15 protein-coding genes are annotated in these 18,996 nt (G+C 74.9%); 1 reads left to right on the top strand and 14 read right to left on the bottom strand.

Annotated elements, in window-relative coordinates:
• Positions 1-4 precede the first annotated feature (4 nt).
• Positions 5-1,174, top strand: a complete 1,170-nt coding sequence (locus tag MY526_RS02230; RefSeq protein WP_436703142.1) for an MFS transporter — start codon at positions 5-7, stop codon at positions 1,172-1,174.
• Between the two features lie 62 nt (positions 1,175-1,236).
• Here the strand turns inward: MY526_RS02230 and MY526_RS02235 are convergent, their stop codons facing one another.
• The 14 genes from MY526_RS02235 to MY526_RS02300 form a co-directional block, all read right to left on the bottom strand.
• Positions 1,237-1,512, bottom strand: a complete 276-nt coding sequence (locus MY526_RS02235) for a hypothetical protein (protein ID WP_436689417.1) — start codon at positions 1,510-1,512, stop codon at positions 1,237-1,239.
• 73 nt (positions 1,513-1,585) lie between these two features.
• On the bottom strand, positions 1,586-2,140 hold the full coding sequence (locus MY526_RS02240; protein ID WP_436689415.1) for a DUF4231 domain-containing protein: 555 nt from the start codon (positions 2,138-2,140) through the stop codon (positions 1,586-1,588).
• 22 nt (positions 2,141-2,162) lie between these two features.
• Positions 2,163-4,565, bottom strand: coding sequence for a patatin-like protein (locus MY526_RS02245; protein WP_436689413.1), 2,403 nt, complete (start codon positions 4,563-4,565; stop codon positions 2,163-2,165).
• 11 nt (positions 4,566-4,576) lie between these two features.
• Positions 4,577-6,550 (bottom strand): S41 family peptidase, encoded by a 1,974-nt coding sequence (locus MY526_RS02250; protein ID WP_436703143.1) that lies wholly within the window; start codon positions 6,548-6,550, stop codon positions 4,577-4,579.
• 176 nt (positions 6,551-6,726) lie between these two features.
• Complete coding sequence (locus tag MY526_RS02255; protein ID WP_436689409.1) at positions 6,727-6,957, bottom strand: hypothetical protein; 231 nt, start codon at positions 6,955-6,957, stop codon at positions 6,727-6,729.
• Between the two features lie 32 nt (positions 6,958-6,989).
• A complete protein-coding gene (locus MY526_RS02260; protein WP_436703144.1) occupies positions 6,990-8,132 on the bottom strand; it encodes a M14 family metallopeptidase in 1,143 nt (380 codons plus the stop codon).
• 22 nt (positions 8,133-8,154) lie between these two features.
• Complete coding sequence (locus tag MY526_RS02265) at positions 8,155-8,910, bottom strand: hypothetical protein (RefSeq protein ID WP_436689405.1); 756 nt, start codon at positions 8,908-8,910, stop codon at positions 8,155-8,157.
• Positions 8,911-9,082: 172 nt separating this feature from the next.
• On the bottom strand, positions 9,083-9,616 hold the full coding sequence (locus MY526_RS02270) for a hypothetical protein (RefSeq protein ID WP_436703145.1): 534 nt from the start codon (positions 9,614-9,616) through the stop codon (positions 9,083-9,085).
• A 27-nt stretch (positions 9,617-9,643) separates the two neighbouring features.
• Positions 9,644-11,896 carry a hypothetical protein gene (locus tag MY526_RS02275; RefSeq protein ID WP_436703146.1) on the bottom strand — a complete coding sequence of 751 codons (2,253 nt, stop codon included), beginning with the start codon at positions 11,894-11,896 and terminating at the stop codon, positions 9,644-9,646.
• Between the two features lie 92 nt (positions 11,897-11,988).
• A complete protein-coding gene (locus MY526_RS02280; protein ID WP_436689400.1) occupies positions 11,989-14,052 on the bottom strand; it encodes a M36 family metallopeptidase in 2,064 nt (687 codons plus the stop codon).
• Positions 14,053-14,121: 69 nt separating this feature from the next.
• Positions 14,122-15,267, bottom strand: coding sequence for a DUF2235 domain-containing protein (locus MY526_RS02285; protein ID WP_436703147.1), 1,146 nt, complete (start codon positions 15,265-15,267; stop codon positions 14,122-14,124).
• An 84-nt stretch (positions 15,268-15,351) separates the two neighbouring features.
• Positions 15,352-17,067 carry a M20/M25/M40 family metallo-hydrolase gene (locus MY526_RS02290; RefSeq protein WP_436703158.1) on the bottom strand — a complete coding sequence of 572 codons (1,716 nt, stop codon included), beginning with the start codon at positions 17,065-17,067 and terminating at the stop codon, positions 15,352-15,354.
• Between the two features lie 85 nt (positions 17,068-17,152).
• Positions 17,153-17,953: an AfsR/SARP family transcriptional regulator gene (locus MY526_RS02295; protein ID WP_436689396.1), complete on the bottom strand. Its 801-nt coding sequence runs from the start codon at positions 17,951-17,953 to the stop codon at positions 17,153-17,155.
• A 140-nt stretch (positions 17,954-18,093) separates the two neighbouring features.
• Positions 18,094-18,837, bottom strand: coding sequence for an AfsR/SARP family transcriptional regulator (locus MY526_RS02300; RefSeq protein ID WP_436689394.1), 744 nt, complete (start codon positions 18,835-18,837; stop codon positions 18,094-18,096).
• Positions 18,838-18,996: the final 159 nt, after the last annotated feature.

Here is an 18,996-nt window from a genome sequence, read left to right on the forward strand (position 1 = left end):
GCAGGTGCCGGACGCCGCGGTCCAGCGGGACGCCGTGCGACGGCGGCTCGACGCCCTCACGTTCGGGCTGTTCACGGTGGCTCTCGGCACCAACATCCCCACGCCGCTGCTGCTGGTCTACCGGCGCACCCTTGGCCTGTCGGACGCCGACCTCACCGCCGTCTTCGGCTGCTACGCGGTCGGCCTGATGGCCGCGCTCACCGTGTCCGGTGCGGCGTCGGACCGGTTCGGACGGCGGGCGCTGGTCCTCCCGTTCGCGGTCGTCGCCGGACTGGTCTCGCTGCTGTTCCTCCCCGCAGTCGACCACCTGCCCCTGCTCTACGCGGGCCGGCTGCTGCAGGGCGTCGTGTCCGGGGTGGTGTTCTCCGTCGCCAACGCGTGGCTGCAGGACCTCGCCGGTCCCGACGGGCAGCGCTCCGCGGCCACCCGCGGTGCGGTGTCCACGTCCCTCGGCTTCGCCGTCGCCCCGGCGATGAGCGGGGTGCTCGCCCAGTACGGCCCCGCGCCGACGACCCTGCCCTACCTCGTGCACGTCGCCGTCCTCGCCGTCGGGGTGGGCGCGCTGGTGACCGTTCCCGAGACCGTGCACGTCCGCCGGCCGGGCCGGCTGATGACGCTCGGCCTGCCGCCGGAGGCGCGGCGGCCGTTCTGGGCGGTGCTGGCGCCCACCGCCGTCGGGGTGTTCGCGTTCCCCGCCATCGCCGCGACCCTGCTCCCCCTGCTCGTGGTGCCGGACGGCGTCGGCGTCGCCTACGCCGGGTTGATCGGCGGGCTGGCTCTGGCGGCCAGCGCGGTCGCGGCCCGCGTCGGGCGGCGGGCGGAGCGGGGCGCCGCGCCGCTCGGGATGGTCCTCGGTGCGCTCGGCCACGGCCTCGGCGTGGTCGGGATCGTGACGCACGCCGAGCCGCTGCTGCTGCCGGCGGCGGCGCTGCTCGGCGGCGGGGCCGGGCTGTGCCTCACCGCCGGGCTGACCCTGACCGCCCGGCTGGCGCCCCCGCACACCCGGGGCGCGATGAACAGCGCGTTCTACGCCTTCGCCTACGCCGGCTTCGGGACCCCACTGCTGCTCGCGTGGCTGGGCTCGGCCGTCGGCACCGTCCCGGCGATGTCGGCGTTCACCGTCGTGCCGCTCGCGCTCGCCGGCTGGCTCTGGGCAGCGGCGCGCCGGTCGTGACCCGCCTGGCCGGGCGCCCGTTCACGGGATGGGGACGCAGAGGAAGGTCATCGCGAAGCTGCTCACGACGACGCCGGAGAGGTCCAGGCCGTCGATCGTGTACGGCCCCGCGAACTGCCCGACCCGCAGGCGCGGGCATAGAGGACCGGCACGGGCAGTCCGACCTCGAGCCCGGTGTGCGGGAACTGCAGCCCGCGCTCGCCCGCCGTCGCGTTGACGAAGGAGGCCGAGGACCCGCCCGGGACGTCCTGGAAGTCCATCGCCGCGAACGTGAACCCCGGCCCCAGGATGGTGTCGTCCGGGAAGAGGGTGAAGTCCGCGCACAACGTGAAGGCCATCGCACACCCCTCGCTGCCGGTCACCCGCCGATGCCCGGCAGGAACTGGTCGCTCTGATCGTCACCGTCGGGCATCACGCGTGCGTCGCCGGTTCGTCATCGGCCGTGCGAGGGGGCGACGGTGGTGCCGCACCTCGCATGCCGGCCGCCCAGTCGGCGTTCTCCTTCGACGTCACCGCCCACAGGACGGAGTTGAGCAGCTCGCGACGGGTCGAGCTGACGTCATAGGGAACGACACCGGCCGCGAACGAGAACCCGTGCTGGCGCAGGGTCTCTGCCGTCGAGCGGTAGGAGATCCAGTGCGGATGGAGCTGGAAGACCTGCTCGATGCCTTCGGCGACCACCGCTCCGGCGGCCAGCGAGGCGGTCAGCACCGCAGGGGCGCCTGCGGCGGCCAGGACGGTGACGGTCGCACCGGCCGCCAGCGTGATGGTCTTCAGCGCCAGACAGGCACGTCGACTGCGCGCGGCGGCTCGGTCGTACCACCGCAGCCGCGCCTCGAACTGCTGCCACAGCAGGTCCCGGCCCTCCGGATCGTGACAGGGTGCCGGGAGGCGGCCGGTCAGGTCCCGCCAGTCCTCGGGGCGGCGCCGGCTCCTTCCTCCCCCTCGACCAGCAGCCGCGGACACGTCCTCCCCTTCCGGCCGGAGTTCACGCGAGCGGCAGGGCTTCCACCTGCTGGAGCAGGCTCCGGCGCGCGGCCGCGATCCGCCTCAGGCCGCTCTCCGCCGCGAGCACTCCCCGCAACCCCCGCTGGAGGACCGCCCCGCCGGCCGTGCGGACGGCCGCCTCCTGCGACTCGGGCGGCGCCGTGTCGGCGACCGCGGGCCGCGCCGACCCCGCGGTGTAGAGCGTCCGCAGAACCAGCTCGACGCCGTCCAGGCGCCCCCACAGGTAGTCGTTCTCCCGCCACTCCGGCTTCACGAACCCGGCGAAGTGGTGCAGGGACACGCCCTTGAGCTTGCCGCCCTCCGGCGGGACCAGCGCCCCCGCGGCCAGGGGGCTGAACTGGGCGACACCGATGGGTGAGAACTGCGGGACCTCCGACAGGGCGACGGTCGGGAAGATGAGGCCGTCCCAGAAGGGGAAGGCCAGGTACCGCGACAGGAGCGCGCGGCGGTACGTGCGCCCCCAGCCCTTCGTCGAGGTCTCGAAGGCCTGCCACAGCTGCGCACCGCCGTCGCCGAGGCGCCGGGTGAGTGAGTCTCGGTAGGCCTCGAACAGCTCGGGGAAGTCGTCCGCGTGTTCCTCGGCGAACACCTGGGGGTCCTCGAGCAGGGCAGGGTCGACTCGGTCGGCGGAGAGGAACTGCACCAGGGCGTCGGGCACGCCCGCGACGGCCTCGCCGGGGACCCGGTGCAGCTGGTCCATGAGGTCCCAGGCCAGCCGCTTGAGCGTGTCCAGGTCGCTGCGGGTGGGGGCGTGGGGGCCCTCGCCCAGGCAGTCGTACAGGTCGTTGACGCCCGCCAGCAGGAACAGCAGCCGCCGCTCCCGGTAGGGCAGGTCGACCGGACCGAGCATCTCCATGAGCCGCGTCGGGTCGGGATCGTTCCACTCCTCGCGCCCGCGGGCCCACGCCCCGATGGCCGCCCGCACGAAGGCGGTGCGGCCGGCGTCCGGTGGCCAGACGAAGCGCCGGGCCACCTCGTCGGCCATCCGGCGGGCCGCCGCCCCCGCCTTGAGCCGGCAGTACGAGGCGTACGACGCGCCCAGTTCCCGCTGTGCGCCCCGGTGGACCTCGTCGGAGACCGCCTGGAACCCCTCCCTGCTCACCTCCCAGCTGAGCGCGTCCTCGTCCGCGCGGGGAACGGCATCGTCGAGCAGCCGCTGCGCCTGGGCCATCTGGTTGGCCGCGATCGAGCCGACCTCACTGATCCGGGTGTTCAGGTCACGGAGCGCGAAGAGGTCGCGCAGGACCCCCTGGGACCCGCGCACGCCGAGGACCGCCTTGCCGACGCCCTGGAGCCAGGACGGCGCGGGGGGCGGGGCGCCGCCGGAGTCCGCGGGCGGCGCGGTGGCCAACGGCTGGCCGGGATCGGGCTGGATGTAGATCAGCGACCGGATCACCTCGGACTCGGCCCGCTTCCGGCCGATGGCGTGGACCACCAGGTCGAACGGGGCGTTGTCGAGGACTCCGCCGTCGACGAACCAGGCGTTCACCGCCCGGGCGCCCTGCTCGTCGTAGCGGTAGACGAACCGCTGCGACAGCGTCTCGCGATCCATCCGGGTGTCGCACTCCTGCCCGAAGGACGTGACGCTGACCGGGGCGAACGCCCCCGGGAAGCTCGACGTCGCCCGGGCCGCGAAGGCGAGGTCCGGCGTCGCCTCCGGGCCGAACTCGCCGGTGTCGCCGTACCGGGCGGAGAACCGGAGCACCTGGGCGTGCTGCCGGTCGCGCTGGCTGGCGCCCCCCGCACCCGACGGTACGAGCACCTGGAACCCGTGCAGGTCCGTGAGCGTGACGAACAGGTCGAGGGATCCGGACCGCGGCAGCAGGGTCGCGTCGCCCCGCGCACCGACGTCGATGTCCCGCATCGCTTCGATCAGCAGGCGGGACATGCGCTCTCCGCGCAGCGGAGAGGTGGCCTTGTCGCTGCCGAAGAGCTGCAGCCCGGCCAGTCGGAGGCCTGCCAGCGCGGCCCGCAGGCGCAGGCCCCCGACGCGCGGGCCGCGCAGCAGTTTGCGGAGGTCGCCCTCCTCGATCCACAGCTTCCGCAGGCCGTCCTGGTCCCCGTCGCGCGCCAGGACCTTGCCGAGGACGACGCCGTTGATGCCCCCGGCGGAGGTGCCGGCCACGATGTCGATGGTCACCGACAGCCGGCGCCCGCCCTGCGCGAGCTCACGGAGGGCCTCGAAGTAGGCCGCCTCGGTGTCGTCGTCCGGGAACGGGTTGGGCGCCTCGAGGTCGTCGACGTCGTCGAAGCGGCGGGAGGCCCGCACCAGCTTGTGCAGCTCCTTGGTGACCCCGTGCATGTAGACGGCGAGCGAGACACCGCCGTAGCAGACCAGGGCCAACCGCAGCTGGATGCGGTCCTCGGGACGGCCGGTCGTCATCGCGGTTCCCTTCAGCGGGCCCGCAGGACGCGGCCGGCGACCAGCTGGTCCCCGTCGAAGCCCGCGAGCCGGACCGTGGTGGGGGCTGCCGCGGTGGGCAGGTCCACCTCGGTGGTCCCGTCCGTCACGGCCGAGGACACCGCGGGCCGACCGTCGACGTAGACGTCCACGCTCGAGAGGGCACGGGTCTCGAGGGTCAACCGGAGCGTGGCGCCGACGACGCCGGCGGTCGCGGACAGACGTCGCGGCCGGCTGCCGGCGAGGATCCGCCCGGCGTGCGCCATGAGGTCCTCGTTGTCGCCGAGGAGGTCCCGCCGGGTGAGCTCGTGGACCTCGTCGGGGACGACGCCCAGGTCCTCGACCGGCTGCCCCGCCCGGGCGCCCACCCGGAGGCTCCGCCGCAGGGCGACCCGGAAGTCCGCGCCGCCGGGCAGGGCTCGCAGTGGACCACCGGTCCACTCCTGCAGCAGCTGCCCGTGCTGGACGACGTTGGCCCCGCCGGCCCCGGTGTTCTGGTCGACGCCGAGCACCCGCCCGATGCCGTGGTCCTGGAACCCGGCCGAGAAGATGTCCGTCGCGCTGTAGCAGAGCGCGTCGGTCACCAGGACGACGGGGCCGTGGTACAGCTGGCCGACCGAGTTGACCAGGTCCGTCGGGTAGAGCGGGATCGCGCTGGAGTACTGCGCCCCGGTCTCCACCGACTCGTCGATGGACCGCCGCCAGGACGCGTAGTCGTCGACGGCGGCGCACAGCTGCGCGGTCCCCGGTGTGGTGACGAACTGCATCGGTTCGGGCTGGACGAGCTGCGGGGTGAGGAACTGCAGCAGGAACTCCGCGGCGATGACGTATCCCCCGCCGTTGCCCCGGACGTCGAGGACCAGCCCCTCCTCGGGCAGCACGGCCAGCAACCGCACCACCTCGTCGAGGAACGCCTCGATGTCGCGGTCGGCCATGAAGAAGGTGAAGATCCGCAGGTGGCCGAACCGGCCCGACGACGTCGTGATGACCCGGGCCCGCAGTTCGGCCGGTCGGGTCGTGGGGATCACCCCGGCCTCGGCCTGGCCCTCCGTCGGGGGCGGCACCTCCTCGGCTGCCGAACGGACCCGCTCCTCCTCGGCGAGGGACTCCGGCGCGAAGAACTCCCGCTTCGCCCGCCGGGTCAGCTCGGTGCGCAGGTCGAGCCCGACGAGGTGGTCCAGGTCGACGCCGGTGCCGAGGGCACCTGCCCGGGTGCCGCGGGAGGTCGACGGCGCCGCCGCGGTGACCCCCACGCCGAAGTCGCGCACCTCCTGGGCACTGGCGAACACCCGCCACGGCACCCGGGTCTCGTGGGTCGTGGAGCCGCCGTCCCCCGCCGGGACGCGGTACGTCAGCTCGACCCAGTCCTCGTCGGGCGGCAGGGACATGCGGACCGGACGCATCGTCATGTTCTCGAGGCCGCGGGCGCGGCGGGCGGCCGGGTTGCTGCCGGCCTCGCGCTCGGCGTTGCGTTCCACCGCGATGGCCATCGGGACGCCGTTCCAGTGGGTGATCTCGGCGCCGCGGACCAGGTGGGGGTCGCCCACGATGTGGTCGTAGACCTGGGAGACGAGCCAGCGGTCCTCGCCGGACTCGCGGTAGCGCTCGACGAAGATGCCGAGGAACGCGAAGCCCTCGTACCCCGCCGGCAGGATGTAGTTGGTGTGCAGGTCGCGCAGCTGCTGGAAGATGCGCAGCAGCTCGCGGTGGAACGCGGCGTCGCTCATGGTCGCCAGCCGGTGCCGGAGCAGGCGCAGCGACTGCTCGGGGTCGATCGCGTGCATGGCCCGTTTGAGCGGCAGGTGCACGTAGACGCCGTCGACCAGCGCCTCGGCCTGCTCGACCAGGAGCCGGCGGTCCGCCTCCGACATCGTCGCCTCGGCCAGTCCCGCCCGGAACTCCGGCATCGTCCGGACCGCGCCCAGCGGGTGGTCCTCCGCCAGCTCCACCCGTGGCACCCCTGTCATCCCTGCCTCCTCCGCTCGGACCCGGACGAGCCTGCGTGCACGAGCGTCACCAGGCCGTCACCCCGCTGTCACGGGTCCGGCCCCGTCGGCCCCTCCGCAACCGGGGCGGCGGAGGAGCCGCTCCCCCGCGGGCGTCGACGCCCCGTCGTAGGCGGCACGGCGGGTCACCCGGCCGCCTACTCCGTCCTCATCCGCGCCTGGTACTCCTCCTTCGTCGCCCACCGCTCCACGGACGCCAGCCGGCGCCGCTCGAGCTCGGCGAGGCTGCTCTCGGGCGCGGCCACGACGAGGGAGCCGGCGGAGCGCTCCCACACGTCGAGACCCAGCGGCAGGTCGAGCAGGTCGGCGACGCTGCCCCCCGCGGGCGGCGTCAGGCGGGCGATCCAGATCTGCTCGGCCGCCGCCATCCGTCGCTCCCGCCGGTCCGGGTCCGCCGTCGTCAGCCCTCGGGTGCCGCCAGGACGTGCCGGATGAACTCCAGGGCAGCGGGGCGGTTCTCCTCCCAGCACGGCTCGATCTGGTCGGCCGGGAGGATGAAGCCGCCGTCCATCGCGGAGGCCGGCCGCAGTTCGATGGTCAGGGACGGGACGTCGTACTCCCCGTGCGTCCAGTCGGTGGTGTCCCCCGCGGTCGGGTACAGCTGCGAGGACTGCTTCGCCGTGTACGTCTCCCCGTGCACGCCCTTGACCAGCTGCGCCATCTCCTCCGCCAGGCTCCGCATCTCACCGAGGTCGGCCGCGTCCCTGATCGGCCCGGTCGTGTACCCCCACGGGTACAGGATCAGCTGCGAGTAGCTGTGGTAGGTGAGGACGCCGCCGAAGCGCTGCCGGGCGACGAGGTCGCGCACCGCGCGCACCTCCGGCTCGGAGAAGGCGCGGGGGCCGACGTAGGTCTGGTCCGCGGGGACGTGGCTGGCCGTGTTGGTGTCCAGCGTGCCCCACATGTAGCCGTAGTTGCGATTGGGGTCGACGCCCACGGTGCCGTTCGGGTTCCGTCGCCGGTTCTTGCGCCAGAGCCGGTTCTCGGTCCGCGTGTGCTCGTGCCCGTCCGGGTTGACCATCGGCACCACCCAGACCTCACCCTGCTGCAGCCACTGCTGCACCGGGTCGGAGGAGGAGTGGTCGAGCAGGTGCTCGGCGAGCCGGTAGGGCACCTCGACGGAGATCCACTCGCGCGCGTGGTGGCAGCCGAGGAAGGCCACCCGGCGATCGCTCCCCCGCCGCTCGCCGAGGCGCAGGGCCCACAGCGGCCGGCCCTCGACGCTGCGGCCGATCTCGTGCAGCTCGGCGATCTCCGGGTGCCGCTCGGCCAGCTGCCGCAGGTCGGCCTCCAGGGTCGCCACGGTGTGGTAGCCGGCCGCCGCCGCGTCGGTCGCGAACCGCGACACGTAGCCCTCGGTCACCTGCAGCTGCTCGACGGCGTACCCCATCGACTCCAGCCGGCCGGCCTGGGCCTCCTCGAGCTGCAGCACCACGTGCTCGGGGGTGACCTCCCAGACGTCCAGTCCGAGCGGGGCGGTGAGCAGCCCGGCGAGCGGGGCCTCGGCACCCGTGGACGTCACCCTGGCGACGATGCCGGTCATCGGTCCTCCCGCGGCGCGGTGGTCAGCGTGCTTCGACGGCGCGCGCCACCAGGTGCTCGAGCACCTGGCGGGTCTTGCTCTCGGGCTTCGCGCCGGGATCGGCCGGCAGGGGCAGGGAGCGCACGAAGTCGGTCAGGGCGGCCTGCGTCCGGCGGGCCTCCGCCAGGTCGGCGACCACCGAGAACTCGAGGAAGTCGAGGTCGCCCACCGTCCACCGCTCGGCCCGGAGGCCGAGCTCGGCCGGGGCCTCGGCGACCTTCTTCCACCGCGTCGCGGTCACCGGCGGGAGCGCGGTGAGGGTGGCGAGGTTGACCGCCGTCCCCGCGCAGTCGCGGAGGAAGTCGAGCTGCTCCCGGGTGAAGAGCTCCGCGACCGGCCGGTCGCCGCCCCCCGCCTCCCGGATCAGGGCGCCGGGTCGCTCGTAGGTGTGCGACGCCGCCAGCAGTCTCCGGTCGCCCGACCAGTCGGCCTCGACCTTGAGCTCCCACTTGTCGCCGTCGTCGGTCTCGCCCTTCTTCGCGGCGAGCCAGTGGTCGGTCAGCTGGGAGCGCCGGCACGGCCGCAGCTTGATCGTCGCGTCGTCGTCGCCGTCCCGGTCGCGGGCCCGCAGGATGACGCCGAGGTCGAGCAGCGGCGTCCCGGGACCGCTGCCCGGCGTGACGTCCTCCCAGAACCAGATCTGCCACGGATCCACCGAGGGCAGATCGAGCGCCTGGACGGCGGGACCGGTCTGCTTCCCGCCGAGGGTCACCTTGATCTCGACTCCGTCGAAGCGCATCTCATCCTCGTCGTCGTGCGTGGACCGCCAGCGGTGGACGACGGGAGGGTAGGGAACGCCGCATCACGGCGCCGTCACGACGCCGTCACCCAGCACCCGGCCGCGGACATCCCGCGCGGGGAGTCCGTCCCGCACCGCACTTTCCGCGCGGAAGTCCACTCTCCGGCCGGGCTCAGGGGCCGACCGTGACGTCGACCGCGGCGGTGAGCACCACCTGCGGGACCTCCGCGAGCAGCGGCAGCACCTGCGCCCGGTACGGCTCCTGGCCGAAGCGGCCCATCCACGCCTCCGGGCCGCCGGTGGTGTCCAGCTGGAGCGCGAAGCGGTACGCACCGGGCCGGTCCGGCCGGAAGGTGCTGAAGGTGGACAGCGGCAGGCCCCCGCCGTCCGACCGCGCCGACGGGTCGAACTCCTCCCCCGGCCCCAGCAGCCGGAGGTCCTCCGGTCGCACCGGCCCCACCAGGGGGTCCTCGGCCGCCGGCGGGCCGGCCACCTGCTCTGCACCGCGGAGGACGGCGGGCCGGTAGTGCGGCAGCCGCGTCGCGGTCTCCGACCCGTCGAGGACGCGGGGCATCCGGATCGGCGCCGCCCCGGTGTTGGTGATCCGCACCTCGACCGGCACCGGGACACCGACGGGGTGCGGGCCCGCGGCGACGTGCAGGGCGAGGTGGACGCCGTCGCCCCGGCCCGCGGCTGAGACGGTCACCCGGTCATCCTGGCCCGCCGGACGGCGCTACCGGCGGGCGGACCGCTTCGCCCCCGAGCGCGGGGCCGACTCGCCCTTCCGCTGCCCCGGGATGTCCTCCCGCCGCGCGGGCGGCTCCTCGCCGGTCAGCGCGGTGACGGCGGCCGCCGTCGCCTCGGCCTGCTGCCGGATGGTCTCCAGCACCGCGGGGTTGAGCTTCTTCTGCGCGAACACGTCGACCATGCGCTCGGTGACCTCCCGGGCGCGCTCGGGGTTGCCGGCCCTCGCCTCGGCCATCGCCAGGGTCCGCATCGCGGTGTTGAGGGTGATGTTGTCGACCCCGCCCGCGCCGGTGGACGCCTGCTCCACCTCGGACAGCAGCCGGATGCTCTCCCCGGGTTCGGCGTCGTGGACCCGGAGGACGCCGTCCGCGCCGAGGTCCTTGAAGTCCCGCTCGGCGTTGACGCCCTTCACCAGCCGCGCGTAGACGGCCAGGGGGTGCCCGGCGTGCTCCTCCAGCACGGTGTCGAGCGCGGTGTTGCCCTGCCGCAGCAGGTCGCTGCTCGACCCGAGGAGGGCCAGCACCTGCCCCTGTTCTCCGCCGAGCAGGAGGTCGCCGATCTCCTCGTCCTCGGCGGTCAGCGGCCGGCGGACCCGCAGCTCGGTGGGAGCGGAGAGCACGCGGGACCCGTCGGTGCCGGAGTAGACGGCGCGGAGGGTGTAGCGGCCGGGCTCCTCGAACAGGTGGCCGTCCCGGCCGAACCCGATGTAGGCGCTGTCGTAGACCGCCGGCCGCCCCGGGTCCAGCAGGAGCCGGCGGTCCTCGTCCACGCAGTGCCGCAGCAGGGGCCGGAACAGCACCGTCCGGCCCGACGGCTGCCGGACGGCGACCGAGACGAACTCGTCGTTCGGGTGCAGATAACCGTGGGTGGTGGTGCCCCGCAGGTCGGTGGCGCTGAGCTTGATCTCCACCACGACCGGCTCGCCGTAGGCGAACGCGGGCCGGGCCCGCAGCTCCAGCGCGAGGCCGGACCGGTCGGCGACGGGTTCGGCGAAGACCTCGGGGTCCAGCTCCGTGTCGGCGGCGCCCGTGCCGAACGGGTTGGCACTCATGACGACGTCCCGGTAGAAGCCGTGCCGCAGGTGCACCGTCTCGTTCGTCGTGAACTGGAACGGGAACGCGCTCCAGTACGCCTGCTCGCCGCCGGGTGCCGGAGGCGGCGGCTCGTACCGCCAGGGGTAGTTCATCCACGACAGGTCGCCCAGGCCCGCGTTGGGGCCGAGCGGCGCGGGCGGGCTCGCCCCGTTCTTCTGCCAGGAGTGCAGCAGGTTGAACGCGTGTCCGAGCTCGTGCACGTAGGTGCGCAGCGCGGCGCGCCGGCTGGCCGGGTCCTCGCCCTTGATCGCGTCGTAGAAGACCGCGCAGCCCTGCCGCTGGAACGCGTCGGCGTAGTCGAACATGATCCCGCGGTAGCCCTGGTCGTGGGCGGTGGCGACCAGCAGCCACACCTGCCAGCGGGGGGCGTCGGCGAACAGGCTGAAGTGCTTGGCCATCGCGTTGTGCAGCTCGCTGTCGCTCCACCGGGGGGAGGTGCCGGCCCCCGCCTCGGAGAGCGGCAGCACGTTGACCATGCCCGAGGACAGCAGCTGGACACCCGCGTCGGCGTACGCCTCGGTCACGCCGAGGACGCGCGCCGGGACGCCGGGCGGCCGGGGCAGCAGGCCGGTGTCGTAGGAGACCAACGGGACGGCGCCGGCGACCGAGTCCTGCTCCCACACGACCGTGCGGAACCACGGCGAGGCGAACGCGCAGGGGAAGGTCGCGCCCGGGCCGGCGGCCTCCGGGCCGCCGGGCGCCGGATCGCCCGCCACGGTCGAGAACCGCAGCAGGGCCGGCGCCCGGGCGGCTCCCGCGGGCACCCGCGGGACCACCACCGTGACCAGCCGGGCGGTCGCGCCCCAGGTGAACCGGCCACGGCCGCGCACGCGGACCAGGGCGGGCGTCTCGGTGATCTCCGGCGTGTCCACGACGAACGAGCCGAAGTAGCTCGTCGTCGCGCCGGTCGTGGCGAAGAAGTCGCCGCTCACCCGGCGGGTCGGCCGGTCGCCGTCGACGTCCACGCGCAGCTCGACCTGCCAGCCGGCGACCGTCGCCTGGTAGCGCCCGCTCACCGCCGCCCGCGGCACGGCGGCGGCCGGGCCGTCGCCGGGTGCGCTCGAGGACGGGGCCCCGGGGTCGAGGGCGTCCTCCGGCGTCCCCACCAGGCCGTCGTGGACGGTGGGGTCGAGGGCCATGGTCATGGCGGGGCCTCCCCTGCGGTCGCGGCACGACCAGCGTCGGCAGGCACCGTCACCGCGCCGTCACCGGCGCCCGGCGGGGCGCCGGTGGGGGCTCAGGAGGCGGCGAAGCTCTCGACGACGCCGGCCAGCGACGTCGACGTGGCCGGCGGTGCCACCGCGCCCACACCCATGCCGCGCTTGGCGAACCCGGCCCACACATCGGGCAGGTCGCCCGGGTCGAGGGCCGTCACCGCCGTGACGATGCCGTCGCGGGCCTGGGTGAACGTGGGCATCGACGGGGTGAGCTTGAGCCCGCCGATGACGTACTCCAGCACCCGCCGCTCGGCGTCGGCGTGGCCGTGCCGCTGCACGAGGTTGACGAAGACCTCCCACAGCGCCGCGCACCAGATCTCGCCGGCGTTGTGGACCGCGCTGTTCGACCCGCCCCCGTTGGGGTTGCGCGGCGGGCCGGCCGGCAGCACGACGCCGTCGCTGATGTGCCGGAACGTCAGGGGGTTCTTCGCCGTGTCGACCGAGTACGGGTAGCGCCGGATCGAGAAGTAGTAGTTGTCGGTGAACCCGGGGGTCAGGTCGGTCCACCCGCCGACCGGGAAGACGCCCCCGGCGAAGTCGTCGCCGGCCTGGGAGGTCATGCAGATCGCGAAGAAGTCGCCCCAGCCCTCCCCCATCGCCCGGCCCTGCCGGTTGGCCAGGCCGCTGGCGTTGCCGACCAGCCGGTTGGTCACGTAGTGACCCATCTCGTGGAAGGTGATCAGCGCCTCGTGGTTGCTGGTCCGGGACGGGCTGATCCCGCGGAACTCGAACATCTGCATCCGAGGGCTGTCGCCGTCGGCCGGCGTCTGCATGTTGGCGTTGTCGGTGCCGCTGAAGTCGTTGCCCTCCGCGAGGACCGGGTCGCCGCCGAGGCCGCCGGCCCCGAAGTTGTCCTGCTGCGCGTTGCCGGCCGCCTCGTCGAACCCGGCCTCGTACCAGCGGTCGTGCAGCCAGTTCACGTGGAAGAACATCCCGACCAGGCTGGCCTGCAGGTTCTCCGGGTCGGTCGCCGGCTTCGCGTGGTCGTAGACGTGGTCGAAGACGTGGTCGCCGGTCACCTCGCCGAAGACGTCGCCGGGGCCGAGCCCGTCGGGTGCGGCCAGGTCGGCGTAGGCGGTGCAGTTGTTGCCCACGGTCGTCGTCGCGCCGTCCGGCAGCCACGGCCGGCCGGGCAGCAGGCCCTCCAGCGTGACCAGGCGCTCGGGGATGGTCGGCGCCTGGAACCCGTCCGGCACGCCGGTCGGGTGCGGCGAGCCGGGGGCCGGCCCGTCCTCCGGCCGGCACACCGCGTCCTCGGTGTTGTGGACCCGGTAGCCGAAGGCGACGTCGGCCCGGAGGTTCTTGCGGAACAGCACGTCCGGTTCGGCGGCGGCCTCCACGACGTAGCTGAAGGCCGGGAACGTCCGGATCCACAGCTCCAGGTAGTAGGCCGGGCTGAACGTCTGCGCGCCGAGCGGGAAGAGCACGTCCTTGATCCGGACCGGGCGCTCGAACGCCGGCCGCTCCTCGGTCGCGGGTGCCTCGCAGCGGTAGCTGCGGTACGCGCCCGGCCCGCCGGACCCGCTGTCGTTCCGGACGAAGGAGGCGGCGTCGTACTCCACGCCGGTGAGGTCACGGGCCGCGGCGGCGATCGCCTGCTCCGGCGTGATCCCGCCGGACCGGTCGGCGCGGGAGGCGTCCGCGGCGCCGGGGAAGAACTGCCCCGCCACGGAGACGACCTCGTTGTCCGGGCTGATCGCGGCGGTGACCTCGGAGTTGAACACCTCGACGCCGTCGGCGCGCTGCACGAGGTGGGCGGTGCGCAGCCGGGAGCCGCTGACCGACTCGACCGCCACACCCGCGGCGTCCTGCGGCGACAGGCGCCAGAGGCCGCCGTGCTCGGACATGAACCGCCCGACCGCCTCCTCGGGGGACCCGCCGGCCCGGTCGGCCGGCGCCGCGGCCGGCGTCAGGCCGGCGATCCGGTTGGGGAGCCCGGTGGCCTCGTCGAGGTCGACCTGCACCCCCTCGCCGACGGGTGCCGGCGGCGGCTCCTCGGCCACCGTCGGCGCGCCGACCCGGGTCCGCCGGACCCCGGGGTCGTAGAGCGCGTGGAAGTCCTGCGGCAGTTCCCTGGTGGCCATGTCGTCCCCCTGTCCGGGCGCCGGGCGCCCTCGTCGTCGTCCCCCGTGAGAAGGCCGGTCGGCCGGCCGTCAGCGTCCGGTGCCCGCGCCCACCGCGACCGGTGCGGTGGTGGGCCGGCCGATCCGCAGCGGCACCTCGGTCACCCGCGGCTCCCGGTCGAGGTAGGCGACCAGCCGGCGGGGCGCGTACCTCGCCCGGCGGTCCGCGCGCCGCCGGACCGCGCTGGAGGCGACCGACTCCGAGGCCGGGTCGTGGGCGCCCACCGGGCGCGCGTAGGGCCGCACCAGGCGGAAGAACCACCGCCGCGAGTCGTGCAGCTCGCCGAGCGGATCGGGGTCGACCGGGAAGGTGCGGCCGTCGAAGCTCTCCGGCCCGCCGTCGGCCGGACGCCGGTAGGCGTCCTCCCGGAACGCCAGCCCGCAGGACCGCGCGCGGTCGAGCATCCACAGCAGCGCGATGTCGGCCAGGGCGGAGTCCCGGTGCCCTCCGCCGACGTCGCAGTGGTCGCCGCTGAACCACACCTGCTCCACCCGCCGGCCCCCCTCGACCGGCGCGGGGTCCCAGAGGGCAGGTTCGAACGGCCGGCGCCGCTCGTCGATGGCCAGCGCCTGGAAGGCGGCGTCGACGATGCCGCTCAGCTTGGTGTCGTGGAACTCCCACCGGCGGTTGACCAGCCCCGCCAGCCCCAGCCCGACCGACGGGATGCCCAGCGACCCCACGGTGTCCCAGACGCCGAGGAAGCGGACCCTGGGCTCGGCGCTGTAGGACCGCCGGAACAGCTGCGACTCGATGTCGCGGGGGCGCACGGCGCGGGTCCGGTAGAGCGTGTAGGCCTCCTTGAGCCGGCCGGCGTGCTCCCGCCGCAGGACGCCGCAGTTGCGCACCAGCCCGACGGTGCTCCGCGCCGTGTACGCGCCGCGGCTGAAGCCGAGGAGGAAGATCTCGTCGCCGGGCTCGTAGTGCTCGACGAGGAACCGGTAGGCGTCCTGCACGTTGCGCGACAGCCCCACGCCGAACGCGCCGCCGCGGATGCGCTCCCCCGGCTTGGTGCCGACCCCCTGCTGGTAGTAGACGCGCTGCTCGACGCCGTCCTCGTCCCGGGCGGCGATCCCGAGCGCGACCTTGCTGACGTTGGTCGGGCACAGGTGGCCGTCGCGTTCCTGGTCGGCGGTGTTCCAGGTGCCGTCGCAGCACAGCACCAGACGCTTGGGCATGGCCCCTCCTCGGCTGGTCCGGTCACCTCCGGGCCGCTGCACGGACGCTAGGAGGGGTCGCGTCACGGCACCGTCACGCGACCGTCACGCCGGGCCGTCGCCCCCGGCGCCGTCGCCTCCGGCGAGCGTCTCGGCGACGAAGGCGACGTTCATCCGGAGGATCTCCATCGCCAGCTCGGTGTCCAGGGCCGGCAGCGTGTCCTGCTCGGTGTGCACCCGCGCGTTGGTGCCGTCGGCGCCCTCGATGGTGAGGACGGCGGGGATGCCGACGTCGATGAACGGCACGTGGTCGCTGTTGGCCGGGCTGGTGCTCGTGCTCACGGCGAGGCCGGTGTAGGTCGCCGCGGCCCGCGCCAGCGCGTCGACGACGTCCTGGGAGACGGCGGCTCCCTCGAGCAGCACCCCCGCGGCCGGGGTGTTCCGGCCGGCGATCATGTCCATGTTGACCACCGCCCGGATGCGGGCCCGCTCCGGGCCGGCGAGCTCCGCGACGTAGCGCCGGCTGCCGAACAGCCCCTGCTCCTCGCCGCCGAACAGCACCAGGCGCAGGTCGAGCGCCGCCTGCGAGTCCCCGAACACCCGCGCGAGGGCGAGCACGCCGGCGCTGCCGGACGCGTTGTCGTCCGCCCCCGGCGCGGGGGCCTGCGACCCGAGCCGGTTCACCGAGTCCAGGTGAGCGGTGACCAGGACGACGTCCCGGGGCTCCGGGCCGGTGCCGGGCCGGTCGGCGATGACGTTGCGGCAGCGGCCTCCGCCGCGCGGGACCGGCTGGGTCGTGACGGCGTACCCCGCCGTCTGCAGCTGGTCCGCCGCCCGGCTCGCGGCGGTGTCGAAGTCATCGCTCGCGGAGTGCCGGGTGGGGTGGCCCACCAGGGTCTCCAGGTCGGCGGTCAGCCCGTCGCGGGACAGCCGGTCCACGAGGCAGCGCACCTCGTCCCGCTCCTCCGGCGCCCGGTCGAGGACGGGTGCGGCGGCGACGACGACGGAGCCGCCGGGCAGCGGCCGCATCGACCAGCAGACGCCGTCGCCGGTCCCCAGCCGCTCCGCCGCCGCCGGCTCCAGGTCCACCACCAGGTTGCGGCCGGTGTCGACCAGCACCGGCACGTCCGGGTGCTCGGTCTGGAACAGCCGTCCGTTCTGGGTGACCAGGAACAGCCGCTCGGCGGCGTCGGCCGCGTGCACGTGCACCCGGCCCGCGCGGGGCGCCTCCCCGGCGTCGGCCGGCGGCGCGTCCCCGGTGACGACGACCTCGTCCCCCAGCCGCGTCCAGGCGCTGTCCGGGGCCGGACCGCGGGCGTCCTCCCCCGTCGTCCCCTCCACGAAGGCCCGCACGAGGGGGACGAGGTCGGGCAGCTCGGCCACTTCGCCGCCGGTCCCGCCCGGCGGCCGGAGGTGGACGCCGGCCATCCCCAGCTCCCGGGCCGCCCGCACGTGCCCGGCGTTCTCGGTGACGAAGAGGACGTCCGAGAAGGCGAGCGCGGGCTCGGCCTTCGCCACGGCGGCCCGGAAGACAGCCGGGGCGGGCTTGCGCACCCCCACCTCGGTGGAGAGGGTCACCCGCCGGGACAGCGGCTCGAAGAACCGGCGGATGCGCAGCTCGTCGAGCAGGGCGTGGTACTCCGCGACGATCTCGGGGACGTCCGCGGGGTCCGCCGCGTCGCGGAAGTCCGACAGCAGCCCCAGGACCACCGCCGGGCGCCCGCCGGCGCACAGGCCGGTGAGCTCCTCGAGGGTCTCCAGCGCTCCCGGCCTGAGGACGCCGTCGGACTCCAGCGTGTCACCGAGGTCGAACAGCACCATCTTCACCGGCCCCACCCCTTCCCTGACCGGCCGGTCCCCCGGCTCTCCCAGCCGCCGCCCGTGTGGGCGAGGGTCGCTGTCCGGGTCACCCGCCCGGCGCCCCGGCGGGCGCGGGGGCGGTCACCGGGCGGGGCCTCGGGACACCCGCGCCCCGGCCGCCGCCCGCGAGGCGCGCCTGCCCCCGGGCGACCAGGTCCTCCATCTGCCGGGTGGGCGGGACGCCGAGCTCCCGGAGGAGCGCGTCCCGGAAGGCGCGGTAGGCGCGCATCGCCTCGGCGAGGTTCCCCTCGGCGAGGTGGACCCGGACGATCGCCCGGTGCGCGCTCTCGCGCAGCGGCTCGTCCCGGACGGCGGCGTAGGCCGCCTGCACCGCCTCGCCGTGGCGCCCGGCGACGACCAGCTTGTGCGACAGCACCTCGAGGGCGTGCATGCGCAGCTGGCGCAGCCGCTCCCGCTCCAGGAGGACCCAGTCGTCGTACCAGCCGGGCAGGAGCTCTCCGGCGAGGGCCGTCGCCGGCGTCTGGATGCGGTCGACCCGGATGCCCGGGTCCAGGACGGCGTGCGCCCAGTCGACGAACTCGCGGACGTCGACGGAGACGCCCTCGGCCAGCGTGACCGCGCCGCCGGACACGTCGACCAGCCCCGGCACCGCCTTCTGCACGCGCCACAGCGCCGAGCGGAGGCTGCCGTGGGCGTGCGTCTCGGGGACGTCGGGCCAGAGCTGGCCGGCGATGGCCCCGCGCGCCGGGCGTCCGCACAGGCTGAGGTGGGCGATCAGGCGCTGGACGCCGTGCGGCAGGCCGCTCACGGTCGACTCCGCGCGGACGTCGTCGACCGAGACCCGGAAGCCGTCGAGCAGGGAGACGCGTGCGGTCGGAACGTTCATGAAGCCCCTCTCCAGCCCTCTGGGCGGTCGGCGGGTCTCTGCACGGCGTGGTGACGAAACGCAATCGTTCCGACACGGCCTGGCGGGCGTCAATGGACGTTGGACCCTGATCACGGGGCCGCGGGCGGGATCCCGGGCGGTCAGGAGGCGATCCGCCGCAGCCGTGGAAGACCCTGGACCAGCCCGGTCATCCGCGCGGTCGGAGGCACGCCGAGCTCGTCGCTCAGCAGGTCGCGGAACACGTCGTGGGCGCGGAGCGCCTCGGCCACGTTGCCCTCGGCGAGGTGCACCCGCACGACGGTGCGGTGGGCGCTCTCCCGCAGCGGCTCGGCCCGGATGGCCAGGTACGCGGCCTCGAGGGCCGCGGCAGGACGACCGGCGGCAGCGAGGCGGGCCGCCACGGTCTCCAGCGCGTGCAGCCGCAGCTGCTGGAGCCGGTCCCGCTCCAGGAGGACCCAGTCGTCGTACCAGCCGGGGAGCAGGTCCCCGAGGAGCGCCGCGTGCGGCAGCGTCACCCGGCCGGTTGCGGTCCGGGGATCGCAGACGCGCTCGGCCCACGCGTGCAGCTCGCGCACGTCGGTGCCGACGCCGGCGGCGAGCCGGAGCAGGCCGCCCGACGCGTCGACCAGCTCGGGCGCGCACCGGCGCAGTCGCCACAGGGCCGACCGCAGGCTGGCCTGGGCCCGGTCCTCGGGCACGTCGGGCCACAGCCGGCCGGCCACGGCCGCCCGCGCCGGCCGGCCGGCCAGGCACAGGTGGGCCACCACCCGCTGCACCGCCCGGGGCAGCTCGCCGGCGACCGGGGCGCCGGGCGTCCGTGCGCCGCGGACGGAGAACCCGTCGAGCAGCGTGACCCGCGGCCTGCTCGCGAGGACCTGGTCCATCGGCGTGCCCCTCCCCAGTGCGGTCGTCGACCAGCAGAGGCGGGCAGCGGTGCCGCTGATACACCGCGGCGGTGACGGGCGGGTGACGCGGCGGTGATGACCCGGAGGGAGGGTCGGCGGCACCGAGCCGCCCCGGCAGGGGGCGCGGGACACGAGACG

Source organism: Geodermatophilus sp. CPCC 205761, assembly GCF_051383655.1.
Taxonomy (GTDB): Bacteria; Actinomycetota; Actinomycetes; order Mycobacteriales; family Geodermatophilaceae; genus Geodermatophilus.

Excerpts from the sequence above, each read along its gene's own strand:
- MY526_RS02260 (WP_436703144.1), bottom strand. The coding sequence starts at position 8,132 with ATGACCGGCATCGTCGCCAGGGTGACGTCCACGGGTGCCGAGGCCCCG.
- MY526_RS02275 (WP_436703146.1), bottom strand. The coding sequence starts at position 11,896 with ATGACCATGGCCCTCGACCCCACCGTCCACGACGGCCTGGTGGGGACG.
- MY526_RS02285 (WP_436703147.1), bottom strand. The coding sequence starts at position 15,267 with ATGCCCAAGCGTCTGGTGCTGTGCTGCGACGGCACCTGGAACACCGCC.
- MY526_RS02280 (WP_436689400.1), bottom strand. The coding sequence starts at position 14,052 with ATGGCCACCAGGGAACTGCCGCAGGACTTCCACGCGCTCTACGACCCC.
- MY526_RS02290 (WP_436703158.1), bottom strand. The coding sequence starts at position 17,067 with ATGGTGCTGTTCGACCTCGGTGACACGCTGGAGTCCGACGGCGTCCTC.
- MY526_RS02245 (WP_436689413.1), bottom strand. The coding sequence starts at position 4,565 with ATGACGACCGGCCGTCCCGAGGACCGCATCCAGCTGCGGTTGGCCCTG.
- MY526_RS02235 (WP_436689417.1), bottom strand. The coding sequence starts at position 1,512 with ATGGCCTTCACGTTGTGCGCGGACTTCACCCTCTTCCCGGACGACACC.
- MY526_RS02300 (WP_436689394.1), bottom strand. The coding sequence starts at position 18,837 with ATGGACCAGGTCCTCGCGAGCAGGCCGCGGGTCACGCTGCTCGACGGG.
- MY526_RS02265 (WP_436689405.1), bottom strand. The coding sequence starts at position 8,910 with ATGCGCTTCGACGGAGTCGAGATCAAGGTGACCCTCGGCGGGAAGCAG.
- MY526_RS02255 (WP_436689409.1), bottom strand. The coding sequence starts at position 6,957 with ATGGCGGCGGCCGAGCAGATCTGGATCGCCCGCCTGACGCCGCCCGCG.
- MY526_RS02250 (WP_436703143.1), bottom strand. The coding sequence starts at position 6,550 with ATGACAGGGGTGCCACGGGTGGAGCTGGCGGAGGACCACCCGCTGGGC.
- MY526_RS02295 (WP_436689396.1), bottom strand. The coding sequence starts at position 17,953 with ATGAACGTTCCGACCGCACGCGTCTCCCTGCTCGACGGCTTCCGGGTC.